Source organism: Pseudomonas sp. AC247, from assembly GCF_979258015.1.
Genome location: NZ_OZ409829.1, coordinates 5,137,884 through 5,151,330 on the forward strand (window position 1 = coordinate 5,137,884; position 13,447 = coordinate 5,151,330).

The window sequence follows — 13,447 nt, forward strand, 5'->3', positions numbered from 1 at the left end:
GTCAGACTAACGCAGGCACATGACGTGCGGATAGACGAAAAATCCGCATGTCGTGTAGGCCTTAGAAACGTCGTAAATCGATTGTCATCGGCAGTTCGTCACTGATTTCCACGTTCGGTATAGGAAGTTTCCCTGGCGTGTGTCCGACACGGAAGAATCGCGCCATGCGCCGGCTCTCCGCTTCGTTGGCATTGACCGGCAACGTCTCGTAATTACGCCCGCCGGGATGAGCGACATGGTACTGACAGCCGCCCAGCGAGCGTCCCATCCAGGTATCGAGCAGGTCGAACACCAGCGGTGCGTGGACAGGTATCGTCGGTTGCAGACAGTTGGCTGGTTGCCAGGCGCGGTAACGCACACCGGCGACGAATTCACCGACGCGCCCGCTCGGGTGCAACGGCACCGCGACGCCATTACAGGTCAGCAGATAACGCTGCGGCGGCAGCCCTTTGACCTTGACCTGCAAGCGCTCCAGCGATGAATCGACATAACGCACCGTGCCACCTGCCGCGCCCTCCTCACCCAATACATGCCAGGGCTCCAGCGCCTGACGCAGTTCCAGTTCAATGCCGTTTACGGCGTAATCGCCAACCTTGGGGAACCGAAACTCCAGGTGCGCGGCGAACCATTCCGCCCGCAGCGGATAACCGGCATTGTTCAGTTCGACGATAACGTCAGCGAAATCCTGCTCGATAAAGTGCGGCAACAAGAAGCGATCGTGCAGCTCGGTGCCCCAGCGCGCCAGTTTCGGCGGCGCATAAGGTTCACGCCAGAACCGTGCGACCAACGCCCGCAGCAATAACTGTTGAGCCAGGCTCATGCGCGCATGCGGCGGCATTTCGAATGCGCGCAACTCCAGCAAGCCGAGACGCCCGGTGGCGCCGTCCGGCGAATACAGTTTGTCGATGCAGAACTCGGCGCGATGAGTGTTGCCAGTGACGTCGATCAGCAAATTGCGCAGCAGTCGATCGACCAGCCACGGCGCGCACTCCTCGCCCGGTTCGGGCATCTGCGCGAAAGCGATTTCCAGTTCATACAGCGCGTCATTGCGCGCCTCGTCAACGCGCGGTGCCTGCGATGTCGGACCGATGAACAGGCCTGAAAACAGATACGACAGCGATGGATGGTTGTGCCAGTAACTGATCAGGCTGCGCAGCAGATCAGGGCGGCGCAGAAACGGTGAATCCGCCGGCGTCGCGCCACCGAGCACAAAGTGGTTACCGCCGCCGGTACCGGTGTGGCGGCCGTCGATCATGAACTTCTCGGTGGTGAGCCGCGTCTGCCGCGCTTCTTCATAGAGGAATTCGGTGCGCTCGACCAACTCGTCCCAGGTCGCCGACGGCTGCACGTTGACCTCGATCACGCCAGGGTCCGGGGTGATGCGGAAGTTGCTCAGGCGCGGGTCGCTCGTCGGCTCGTAGCCTTCCAGCAGTACCGGACAATGCAGTTCTTCGGCGGTGGCCTCGATGGCCGCCACCAGTTCCAGATAGTCTTCGACCCGCTCCAGCGGCGGCATGAACAGGTACAACCGCCCCTCGCGGGCTTCGGCACAGAACGCGGTGCGGGTCAGCCAGTCGGCGGATTCGTCGATCTTCGGGGCCCGCTCGTCAACCAGCGCCGGTTCGCCGTGACGGTTGAGCTGCGCGGTTTGCGGCAGTTCGGGAAAGTCCTGATTCGGATCTTGAGGGTGAATAAACGGGTATTCGGCGGCCTTTACCCACGGCTGCGAACCGAGCGGCAGGCGATAGCCCAGTGGCGAATCCCCTGGCACTAAACGGCAGTGCTCATCGCGCAGATACCAGCGGCCGCTTTGCCATTGATCGCCCTTGGCTGTGCGCGCTAACGGCAGCACTTGGCCGATCACCTTGTTCAGGCCCTGACTGAAGACTTTGCGCAGGCGTGCACGCTCCAGCGGTTCCTCCAGACGTGAATCTTCGGCACTGACGTTGCTCGGCAACGTGCCCTCGCGCCAGAGGTAATAGAAGTTGTCTTCGTAGGCCGGAAACACAAAGCGTGTAGGCAGTTTCAGGCGTTCGGCGACACTGGCGAGAAAACGCCCGGCCAACTCACCCGTGGCACCGTAATCCTGTTGTTCGTCAGCAATCAGCGCGTCGTTGTGCCAGATCGGTATGCCGTCGCGGCGCCAATAGCAATTGAGCGACCAGCGCGGCAGTTGCTCGCCGGGATACCACTTGCCCTGACCGAAATGCACCAGGCCCTCCGGCGCGTAGTGCTTGCGCATGCGCTGGAACAGTTCGGCGGAGAGCCGGCGTTTATCGTCACCCAATGCAGCGGTGTTCCACTCGGCGCCATCGGGGTCATCGATAGAGACGAAAGTCGGCTCGCCGCCCATGGTCAGGCGTACGTCGTCTGCCAGTAGATCGGCATCGATCTGCCGGCCCAGTGCCTGAATCGCCAGCCATTGCTCATCGGTGTAAGGCTTGGTGACGCGCGGCGCCTCCCATATTCGTTCCACCGACATTTCGTGGCTGAACACGCATTCGCACGGTTCGACCAAGCCACTGATTGGCGCCGCCGAGGACGGATCGGGACTACAGGCCAACGGGATATGCCCTTCACCGGCGAACAACCCGGACGTGGCGTCCAGACCAATCCAGCCAGCACCCGGCAAGTACACCTCACACCAGGCGTGCAGGTCGGTGAAATCCACGTCGGTGCCGGACGGCCCGTCGAGACTTTTCACGTCGGCCGTCAGTTGAATCAGATAGCCGGAGACAAATCGCGCAGCCAAGCCGAGGTTGCGCAGCAATTGCACCAGCAACCACGCCGAGTCGCGGCACGAGCCGGACGCATGTTCGAGAGTGTGCTCCGGGGTTTGCACGCCGGGCTCCATACGAATCAGGTAGCCAATGTCTTCGCTCAGGCGCTGATTGAGCGCCACAAGGAAGTCCACTGCCGGCAGCGGCGTGCGGTCGATGGCGTCCAGATAGGCTTTGAATTTTGGTGTCAGCGGCAGGGTTTCGAGGTACGGCGCCAGTTCCTTGCGTTCATCGGCGGCGTAGGCAAAGGGGATTTTCTCGGCGTAGGGTTCGAGGAAGAAGTCGAAGGGATTGAACACGGCCATTTCGGCCAGCAGATCGACTTCGATGCGCAATTCATCGGTTTTCTCCGGGAACACCAGCCGCGCGAGGTAGTTGCCCTGCGGGTCTTGCTGCCAGTTGATGAAATGCTGCTCGGGCGAGACTTTCAGCGCATACGACAAAATCCGCGTGCGGCTGTGGGCGGCCGGGCGCAGGCGAACGATCTGCGGGCCGAGTTCGACAGCGCGGTCGTAGCGGTAATGCGTGACGTGATGCAATGCGACATGAATCGACACGGCGTGCCTCCTGCGAGCCTAAGCGTATTCGAAAGCGCGCAAGACTTATGCCATGCAGAGGCTTGGGCGCTTTCCCGGAATGCTCAGGGCAGTACAGCACCAAAATCGGGCGATGCGGGGAAATGGTTGGGCGAAGTTGCGCCTAAATGTGGCGAAGATCAAAAGATCGCAGCCTGCGGCAGCTCCTACAGGGAAACGCGAATCCCACTGTAGGAACTGCCGCAGGCTGCGATCTTTTGACTCAAAAAAAAACGCCAACCCGAAGGTTGGCGTTCTGTTCAGCTAAAAAGCAACTTAGCGCGGTACGACCGGCTTGCGGGTCGGCTTCGGCCCTTTGCCTTTCGCGGCGTCCTTACGTTCCTTGGCCGCCTGCTGGTTGCGGGCAAACGCCGCGGCCTTGGCCTGTTCACGCTTGTCCCAAGGATTACCACCATCACTGGCACGTGGCGGCAAGCCGGTGTGCTGGGTGAGGATCTTGGTGGTCTTCTCTTTGCCTTCCTTCGCCACTTTATGGCTGCCGGCCGGCGTCGAGTTCTTGCGACGGGCGCTCTGGTAGCTGTCGGTGGTCGGCTGGTGCGTCGGGATCAACTGATCCTTGCCCGAACCGATCAAGTCGGCGCGACCCATGCGGATCAGCGCTTCACGCAGCATCGGCCAGCCTTTCGGGTCGTGATAACGCAAGAACGCCTTGTGCAGACGACGCTGCTCTTCGCTCTTGACGATGGTCACCGCGTCACTCTTGTAAGTGACTTTGCGCAGCGGGTTCTTGCCCGAGTGGTACATCGCGGTGGCGGTGGCCATCGGCGACGGGTAGAACGCCTGCACCTGGTCGGCGCGGAAGCCGTTGCCCTTGAGCCACAGAGCGAGGTTCATCATGTCTTCGTCGGTGGTGCCCGGGTGGGCGGCGATGAAGTACGGAATCAGGTACTGCTCTTTGCCCGCTTCCTTGGTGTACTTCTCGAACATGCGCTTGAACTTGTCATAGCTGCCAATGCCCGGTTTCATCATCTGGTTGAGCGGACCTTCCTCGGTGTGTTCCGGGGCGATCTTCAGGTAACCGCCGACGTGGTGGGTCACCAGCTCTTTGACGTACTCCGGCGACTCGACCGCGAGGTCGTAACGCAGGCCGGAGGCAATCAGAATCTTCTTCACACCCGGCAACGCACGGGCGCTGCGGTACAGCTGAATCAGCGACGAGTGGTCGGTGTTCAGGTTCGGGCAGATGCCCGGGAACACGCAGGATGGCTTGCGGCACGCCGATTCGATTTCCGGCGTCTTGCAGGCGATGCGGTACATGTTCGCGGTCGGGCCGCCGAGGTCGGAGATGACGCCGGTGAAGCCCGGGACCTTGTCGCGAATCTCTTCGATCTCGCGAATGATCGATTCTTCGGAACGGTTCTGGATGATCCGGCCCTCGTGCTCGGTGATCGAGCAGAAGGTGCAGCCACCGAAACAGCCACGCATGATGTTCACCGAGAAACGGATCATGTCGTAGGCCGGGATCTTCTCCTTGCCGTACGCCGGGTGCGGAACACGGGCGTAAGGCATGCCGAACACGTAGTCCATTTCTTCGGTGGTCATCGGAATCGGCGGCGGATTGAACCAGACGTCGACTTCGCCGTGCTTCTGCACCAGCGCACGGGCGTTGCCCGGGTTGGTTTCCAGGTGCAACACGCGGTTGGCGTGGGCATACAGAACGGCGTCGCCACGCACTTTTTCAACCGACGGCAGACGAATCACGGTCTTGTCGCGGGTCATGCGCGGGCTGGCCAGGATCTGTACGACCTTGGCTTCCTGCGGATCTTCAACCGGACCTTTTTCCTGCTCGATGGCGCAGGCCTGGGTGTCCTGGGTGTTCACGTACGGGTTGATGATCTTGTCGACCTTGCCCGGACGATCGATGCGCGTCGAGTCGACTTCGTACCAGTCTTTCGGCGTATCGCGACGAATGAACGCGGTGCCGCGCACGTCGGTGATGTCTTCGATTTTGTGTCCGTAGGACAGACGCTGGGCGACTTCGACAATCGCGCGCTCGGCGTTGCCGTACAGCAGAATGTCGGCGCAGGCGTCGATCAGGATCGAGTTACGCACACGATCCTGCCAATAGTCGTAGTGGGCGATACGACGCAGGGAAGCTTCAATGCCGCCGAGGACGATCGGCACGTTTTTGTAGGCCTCTTTGCAGCGCTGGCTGTAGACCAGGCTCGCGCGATCCGGACGTTTGCCGGCCATACCGCCTGGGGTATAGGCGTCGTCGGAACGGATTTTCTTGTCGGCGGTGTAGCGGTTGATCATCGAGTCCATATTACCGGCCGCGACGCCGAAGAACAGGTTCGGCTCGCCGAGCTTCATGAAGTCGTCTTTGGACTGCCAGTTTGGCTGGGCAATGATCCCGACGCGGAAGCCTTGCGACTCCAGCAGCCGGCCGATGATCGCCATGCCGAACGACGGGTGATCGACGTAGGCATCACCGGTGACGATGATGATGTCGCAGGAATCCCAGCCAAGCTGATCCATCTCCTCCCTGCTCATCGGCAGGAATGGCGCTGGCCCGAAACATTCGGCCCAGTACTTTGGATAGTCAAATAACGGCTTGGCTGCTTGCATGTCGATAACCGGTGTTGGCTTTCATTGAATTTCGCGGGCGCGGAATATAGCACAAATTTTGACCAATTCCGACGGCTGTAGTCGGAAATTGGTGGCGACCCTATCGCTGGCAAGCCAGCTCCCACAGGACCGATGCGATCCCTGTGGGAGCTGGCTTGCCAGCGATGGGGCCCTTCAGGACGCTAAATTACTCGTCGTCGTCGAAGTTATAGCTGCCCGGCGCAAGGTTTTCGAAACGGGTGTACTTACCGATAAACGCCAGGCGGATAAAGCCGATCGGCCCGTTCCGCTGCTTGCCGATGATGATTTCGGCAATACCTTTATGCTCGGTCTCCGGGTGATAAACCTCGTCCCGGTACACGAACATGATCACGTCAGCATCCTGCTCGATCGCTCCGGATTCCCGGAGGTCGGAGTTGATTGGACGTTTGTTCGGCCGCTGCTCCAAGGAACGGTTGAGCTGGGACAGCGCCACCACCGGGCAGTTGAATTCCTTGGCCAGGGCTTTCAAGGAACGCGAGATTTCCGAAATCTCGTTGGTCCGGTTGTCGCCACCGGAGCCCGGAATCTGCATCAACTGCAGGTAGTCGATCATGATCAGGCCGATCTCGCCGTGTTCACGCGCCAGACGCCGGGTCCGCGCACGCATTTCCGACGGGCTGATACCAGCCGTGTCGTCGATGAACAGTTTGCGGTCATTGAGCAGGTTGACCGCCGAGGTCAGCCGCGGCCAGTCGTCGTCTTCCAGTTGGCCGGAACGCACCTTGGTCTGGTCGATGCGGCCCAGCGAGGAGAGCATACGCATGACCAGCGATTCGCCTGGCATCTCGAGGGAATACACCAGAACGGCCTTGTCGCTGCGCAGTACGGCGTTTTCCACCAGGTTCATCGCGAAGGTGGTTTTACCCATCGATGGACGACCGGCGACGATGATCAAGTCAGCCGGCTGCAGGCCACTGGTTTTCTCGTCGAGATCGGTGTAGCCAGTGGACAGGCCGGTAATCGCGTTGTCAGTGTTGAACAGCGTGTCGATGCGATCGATGGCCTTGGTCAGCAAATCGTTCACGCCTACCGGGCCACCGGTTTTCGGCCGGGCCTCGGCAATTGCGAAGATCTGCCGTTCGGCTTCGTCGAGGATTTCCTCGGCGGTGCGCCCTTCCGGGTTGAAGGCGCTGTCGGCGATCTCGGTGCTGATACCGATCAGTTGGCGCAACGTCGCACGCTGGCGGACGATCTGCGCATAGGCCTTGATGTTGGCGACGGACGGCGTGTTTTTCGCCAGTTCGCCGAGGTAACCGAGACCGCCGACTTGCGAGGTCTGACCTTCCTTGTCCAATTGTTCGGCAAGGGTCACGACGTCGATCGGCGAGTTCTGATCGGCCAGCTTGGCGATCGCACGGAAGATCAGGCGGTGGTCATGTCGATAGAAATCGCCGTCGGAGACTTGATCGAGCACGCGTTCCCAGGCGTTGTTGTCCAGCATCAGACCACCGAGTACGGCCTGTTCGGCCTCGATGGAATGCGGCGGCACCTTCAGGGCAGCGGTTTGCAGATCGTATTGCTCGGGAGCGGAGATATCGTTCATGGCCACTTGTGTTGTTTGGAAAAACAGGGAGTTCAGAAAGACAAAGGGCACGACCTGTAAACAGGATCGTGCCCGATGTTAACCGTCTGACGGACAAGCCGCCAGCCGATCAGGTGTTGCTTAAGCTGCTACCACGACAACGCGTACGGTGGCTTCAACTTCGGCGTGCAGGTGCACAGCCACGTCGAATTCACCTACGTTGCGGATGGTGCCGTTCGGCAGACGAACTTCGCTTTTCGCAACTTCAACGCCGGAGGCGGTCAGTGCGTCAGCGATGTCGTGAGTACCGATCGAACCGAACAGCTTGCCTTCGTCGCCAGCGGTGGCAGTGATGGTCACTTCCAGCTCGGCCAGTTGGGCAGCACGGCTTTCAGCCGATGCTTTACGGTCTGCAGCAGCTTTTTCCAGCTCGGCACGACGCTCTTCGAACGCAGCGATGTTCGCTGGGGTCGCGGCGGTAGCTTTGCCGTAAGGCAGCAGGTAGTTACGACCGTAACCGGCCTTAACGTTTACTTTGTCACCCAGGTTGCCCAGGTTGGTGACTTTTTCCAGAAGGATCAGTTGCATGTGAAAATCCTCTAACTTTTAACCTTCACCGTTCGCGCTGTCGGTGTCTTTCGACACGTGACGACCGCGAAAATCAATCAGGCTGTCGACAATGGCCAAGACCACGAGCAACGGATAGATCAGCTGCATGAACAGCAACAGCGTGACGTACAACCCCACCAGCCAGAACCCGGCCAGTCGCTTCTGCCCGACCAGCCCGTGAATCAGGGCCAGTCCGGCGAACACCAGCGGTACACTGCACAACGGCGTCAACATGGCCATCTGTGCACCGAGATTCGGGCCCAGAAGCATCAACGCCAGCAGTAACATCGCCGGCCCCAGCGGGATCCGGATGGCGCGAAACTCGCGACCAAAACCACCCGGGTTGTACAACAACGCCTGCCAATGACGCCCGACAATCAGGCTCAGCACGCTGACGATCTGCAACAAAGCCGCAATCAGTCCGGTCAGGACTGGCGCAATCAGGGACGCGAAACGCGCTTGCTCTTCAACCGACAATTGCTTGTAGGTCTCACCGAGAAGCGCAGGCATGACCTTTATCAAGGCTTGCGCGAGCATCTCGATCTGGGCTGCAAACGCTGCCCCGAGCACCACCGAAAACACCACCCCTACCGCCACGCTGACCAGCAGCGTGCGAACCCAGGATTCACTTGCGCGCAAAACCAACGCAAGTCCCGAAGACCCCAGCAGCACCAGAAGTGCCCGTGGATCATCGGCGTACAACCACCAGACCAAGGCCGGCAGCAGTCCCAGGGACAGAACGCCAAGAGCGTCCGTCAATCCGCGCCGCAGCAGCACAAGGCTCCCGGCGGCAGCGCCCAACCAATACAACAACGGCAATGTTGCACATCCGGCCACTACAAGAGTGGCCTGCATGCGGCCGCGCATGATGAACTCAGCTAAGGCACGCATGCATTCAATCCTTTGCTACTTGTCGACTGCCCGGTCTCAGCGGCCGTGGCTGTCGGTGTAGGCCAGCAGGGCCAGGAAGCGGGCGCGCTTGATAGCGGTGGCCAGCTGACGCTGATAACGAGCTTTGGTACCGGTGATGCGGCTTGGAACGATTTTGCCGGTCTCGGATACGTAGGCTTTCAGAGTGTTGAGATCTTTGTAATCGATCTCCTTCACGTCTTCAGCGGTGAAGCGGCAGAATTTACGACGACGGAAGAAACGTGCCATTTGATAGGCTCCTTAAAAGGTCCGTGGATTACTCGTCAGCGTTATCGCTGTTGTCGCTGTCATCACTATCAGCGCTATCAGCGCCTTCGTGCTCAGGACGGTCGCGACGCTCACGGCGCTCACTGCGGTTTTCTTCAGCCTTGAGCATCTCGGATTGGCCGGTAACGGCTTCTTCGCGACGGATGACCAGGTTACGGATCACTGCATCGTTGTAGCGGAAGTTGTCTTCCAGCTCGGCCAGGGCCTTGCCAGTGCACTCAACGTTCAGCATCACGTAGTGAGCCTTGTGAACATTGTTGATTGCGTAGGCCAGTTGACGACGGCCCCAATCTTCCAGACGGTGGATTTTGCCGCCGTCTTCTTCGATCAGCTTGGTGTAACGCTCAACCATGCCGCCGACTTGCTCGCTTTGATCCGGGTGGACCAAAAAGATGATTTCGTAATGACGCATGAATGCTCCTTACGGGTTGTAGCCTGCCGCTCAAAAACGGTCAGACAAGGAGTGAATGACACTTATGGACTTGCTGGCGCGGGGCACATGCGTGCCTGCCGTCACAGCAAGGGGCGCAATTGTAGAGAAGGGACAGGAGAGGTGCAAGGCAATTGGTGATTATTTGAACAATCACCAAAGAACAGCTGTAGGAGCTGCCGAAGGCTGCGATCTTTTGATTTTGCTTTTAAAGACAAGATCAACAGATCGCAGCCTTCGGCAGCTCCTACAGGGGGGTTATTTCTTGGTGGCGGTCTTGGCCTTGGCGCCGCGTTGGCGCTGGGCTTCGAACAGGCACACGCCGGTGGCGACCGAGACGTTGAGGCTGCTGACGCTACCGGCCATCGGCAGTTTCACCAGATAGTCACAGTGCTCGCGAGTCAGGCGACGCATGCCTTTGCCTTCGGCGCCCATGATCAGAATGGTCGGGCCCGTCAGATCCTGGTCGTAAATGCTGACTTCAGCTTCGCCTGCCGTGCCGACAACCCACAGACCGCGCTGCTGAAGTTTTTCCAGCGTACGCGCCAGGTTGGTTACAGCGACCAACGGAATCACTTCCGCCGCGCCGCAAGCGACTTTACGCACCACCGGAGTCAAGGTTGCCGACTTGTCTTTCGGCACGATCACCGCCAGCGCACCGGCCGCATCGGCCGAGCGCAGGCAGGCACCGAGGTTGTGCGGATCGGTCACGCCGTCGAGCACCAGCAGCAACGGTGCGCCGTCGGTGCGATCGAGCAACTCATCGAGCATCGCTTCGCCCCAGACCTGGCTCGGACTGACCTCCGCGACCACGCCCTGGTGAACGCCTTCAACCCAGGCGTCCATCTCGCGGCGCTCGGCCTGACCGACCTGGACACGGTTTTCGTTGGCCAGCTCAACCAGCGTCTGCACGCGCGGATCGTTGCGGCTTTCCGCCAGCCAGATCTGCTTGACGCGCTTCGGGTGGTGACGCAGCAACGCTTCTACCGCGTGAACGCCGTAGATTTTTTCCAACTGACTCATGACTTCGCCTTCGGTTTACGTGCCCCGCCACTTTTGGCTGGAGCAGAACCCGCTTTTGGCGGGCCTTTACGATGTTTGCTCGGTTTTGCTGGCTTGCCGCCGGAGGCCTTTTCAGGCGCCGACCGCCCGGTCTTTCCCCCAGGCGCCGCTTTACCACCGTTTTTGGCGTCGGAAAGCAGAGCCTTCTTCATTTCACGGCTTTTACGCAGCTCGGCGTTTTTCGCCACAGCGTCGCTTGGACGATAGGCTTCAGGAGCTTTCTCTTTCGCTGGACGGCGACCTGCGGTTTTTGCAGGAGCCGCTTCGGCTTTTTCCTTCGCGGCTGGCGCAGCAGTTTCAGCACCACGCTTTTTGCGACCGATCGGCGCGCTGATGGTTTTTTCGGCCATCTCGAAGTCGATCTTGCGCTCGTCGAGGTCAACGCGCATGACGCGCACTTCAACGGTATCGCCGAGACGGAAGCTACGACCGGTGCGCTCGCCCGCCAAGCGGTGATGCACAGGATCGAAGTGGTAGTAATCGCCCGGCAGCGCGGTGACGTGCACCAGGCCTTCGACGTAGATATCAGTCAGTTCGACGAACAGACCAAAACCGGTCACCGCCGTGATCACGCCAGGGAACGACTCGCCCACGCGATCCTTCATGAACTCGCACTTGAGCCAGTTCACCACGTCGCGGGTCGCTTCATCGGCACGGCGCTCGCTCATCGAGCACTGCTCGCCGAGCTGCTCCAGCGCCGCTTCGTCGTACGGATAGATACGCGCTTTCGGAATGGTCATCGCACCGGCACGGCGAACGTGCGGGGTGTCCTGTTTCGAATGGATCACGCTGCGGATCGCGCGGTGCGTGAGCAAATCCGGGTAACGACGGATCGGCGAGGTGAAGTGGGTATAGGCTTCGTAATTCAGGCCGAAGTGGCCCTGATTGTCAGCGCTGTACACCGCTTGGCTCAGCGAACGCAGCATTACAGTCTGGATCAGGTGGAAATCCGGACGATCCTTGATGCTCGCCAGCAATGCCTGGTAGTCCTTCGGCGACGGGCCGTCCTTGCCTTTATGCAGGGACAGACCGAGCTCACCAAGGAAGGCACGGAGTTTTTCCAGACGCTCCGGTGGCGGGCCATCGTGGACGCGGTACAGCGCCGGAATTTCGTGCTTCTTGAGGAATTCGGCGGTGGCCACGTTGGCCGCCAGCATGCATTCTTCGATCAGCTTGTGCGCATCGTTACGGGTGGTCGGACGGATTTCGGCAATCTTGCGCTCGGTACCGAAGATGATCCGGGTTTCCTGCGTTTCGAAATCGATCGCGCCACGTACGTGACGAGCAGCCAACAGAACCTTGTACAGCGCATACAGCTGCTTGAGGTGCGGCAGAACGTCGTTGTACTCACCGCGAAGCTGACGCGCCTCGGTGATTTTCGGCGTTTCCAGCATCGCGCTGACTTTGTTGTACGTCAGGCGAGCGTGGGAGTGGATCACCGCTTCATAGAAGCAGTAGTCGGTCATTTCGCCGGATTTGGAGATGGTCATCTCGCAAACCATGGCCAGACGATCGACGTGTGGGTTCAGCGAGCACAGGCCGTTGGACAACTGCTCAGGCAGCATCGGCACCACGCGCTCGGGGAAATACACCGAGTTGCCGCGCACTTGCGCTTCGTTGTCCAGCGCCGAACCGATTTTCACGTAGCTGGAAACGTCGGCAATCGCCACGTACAACTTCCAGCCGCCGGAGAACAGGCGCAGCTTGCCCGGTTTGGCTTCGCAATAAACAGCATCGTCGAAGTCGCGGGCATCTTCGCCGTCAATGGTGACGAACGGCAGATGGCGTAGGTCGACGCGCTTCTCTTTGTCTTTTTCTTCGACTTCCGGCTTGAGCTTGGCCGCTTCTTTCAGTACGGCTTCAGGCCAGACGTGCGGAATGTCGTAGGTGCGCAGGGCGACATCGATTTCCATGCCCGGCGCCATGTAGTTGCCGACCACTTCGACCACGTCGCCTTGCGGCTGGAAGCGCGGCGTCGGCCAGTGGGTGATTTTCACCTCGACGAACTGACCGATCTGCGCGTTGGCGTTGCGGCCCGGCGTGACCAGCACTTCTTGCTGGATCTTCGGGTTGTCGGCAACGACGAAACCAATGCCGCCTTCTTCAAAGTAGCGACCGACGATGGTTTCGTGAGCACGCGACACGACTTCGACGATCACGCCTTCGCGGCGACCACGACGGTCAAGACCGGAAACACGGGCCAGCGCACGATCACCGTCGAACACCAGACGCATTTGCGCCGGGCTCATGAACAGGTCATCGCTGCCGTCGTCCGGCACCAGGAAGCCGAAACCGTCACGGTGACCGCTGATGCGACCGAGGATCAGGTCAAGCTTGTCGACCGGCGCGTAGGTACCACGACGGGTGTAGATCAGTTGTGCGTCGCGCTCCATGGCGCGCAGACGGCGGCGCAGGGCTTCGATCTGGTCTTCGGTGGTCAGACCGAACTCTTCGACCAGTTGCTCGCGGGCAGCAGGCGAACCCCGATCGGCGAGGTGCGCCAGGATCAGTTCGCGGCTAGGAATAGGGTTTTCATATTTTTCCGCTTCACGAGCGGCCTCGGGATCGAGGGACTGCCAATCGGCCATTAGAGAGTTTTCACCTTGTCTATATGCGGGTTAGTTTGGCATAGGCGCCATGA

The 13,447-nt window shown here is 59.9% G+C and carries 9 protein-coding genes; all 9 read right to left on the bottom strand.

Annotation, left to right across the window (positions count from 1 at the left end):
* Positions 1 to 61: 61 nt before the first annotated feature.
* The 9 genes from ACZZ0B_RS23355 to rnr all read right to left on the bottom strand — a co-directional run bounded on the left by ACZZ0B_RS23355 (position 62) and on the right by rnr (position 13,394).
* Complete coding sequence (locus ACZZ0B_RS23355) at positions 62 to 3,337, bottom strand: transglutaminase family protein (protein ID WP_463546344.1); 3,276 nt, start codon at positions 3,335 to 3,337, stop codon at positions 62 to 64.
* Between the two features lie 294 nt (positions 3,338 to 3,631).
* Positions 3,632 to 5,944 carry a YgiQ family radical SAM protein gene (locus ACZZ0B_RS23360; RefSeq protein WP_045122956.1) on the bottom strand — a complete coding sequence of 771 codons (2,313 nt, stop codon included), beginning with the start codon at positions 5,942 to 5,944 and terminating at the stop codon, positions 3,632 to 3,634.
* A gap of 187 nt (positions 5,945 to 6,131) precedes the next feature.
* A complete protein-coding gene (gene dnaB, locus ACZZ0B_RS23365) occupies positions 6,132 to 7,529 on the bottom strand; it encodes a replicative DNA helicase (protein ID WP_008078305.1) in 1,398 nt (465 codons plus the stop codon).
* Positions 7,530 to 7,649: 120 nt separating this feature from the next.
* Positions 7,650 to 8,096, bottom strand: coding sequence for a 50S ribosomal protein L9 (gene rplI, locus ACZZ0B_RS23370; protein ID WP_008078307.1), 447 nt, complete (start codon positions 8,094 to 8,096; stop codon positions 7,650 to 7,652).
* 18 nt (positions 8,097 to 8,114) lie between these two features.
* The gene (locus ACZZ0B_RS23375) at positions 8,115 to 9,008 is read right to left on the bottom strand and encodes a hypothetical protein (protein ID WP_008078309.1); all 894 of its coding nucleotides are present in this window, start codon (positions 9,006 to 9,008) and stop codon (positions 8,115 to 8,117) included.
* A 36-nt stretch (positions 9,009 to 9,044) separates the two neighbouring features.
* Positions 9,045 to 9,275: a 30S ribosomal protein S18 gene (rpsR, locus tag ACZZ0B_RS23380; protein ID WP_002551829.1), complete on the bottom strand. Its 231-nt coding sequence runs from the start codon at positions 9,273 to 9,275 to the stop codon at positions 9,045 to 9,047.
* Positions 9,276 to 9,303: 28 nt separating this feature from the next.
* Complete coding sequence (gene rpsF, locus ACZZ0B_RS23385; protein ID WP_003236224.1) at positions 9,304 to 9,726, bottom strand: 30S ribosomal protein S6; 423 nt, start codon at positions 9,724 to 9,726, stop codon at positions 9,304 to 9,306.
* A 276-nt stretch (positions 9,727 to 10,002) separates the two neighbouring features.
* Entirely contained in the window at positions 10,003 to 10,767 is a 765-nt protein-coding gene (gene rlmB, locus ACZZ0B_RS23390; protein WP_440094909.1) for a 23S rRNA (guanosine(2251)-2'-O)-methyltransferase RlmB, read from the bottom strand.
* Positions 10,764 to 13,394, bottom strand: a complete 2,631-nt coding sequence (gene rnr / locus ACZZ0B_RS23395; protein WP_401244615.1) for a ribonuclease R — start codon at positions 13,392 to 13,394, stop codon at positions 10,764 to 10,766. The genes rlmB and rnr overlap by 4 nt, the downstream gene beginning before the upstream one ends.
* Positions 13,395 to 13,447: the final 53 nt, after the last annotated feature.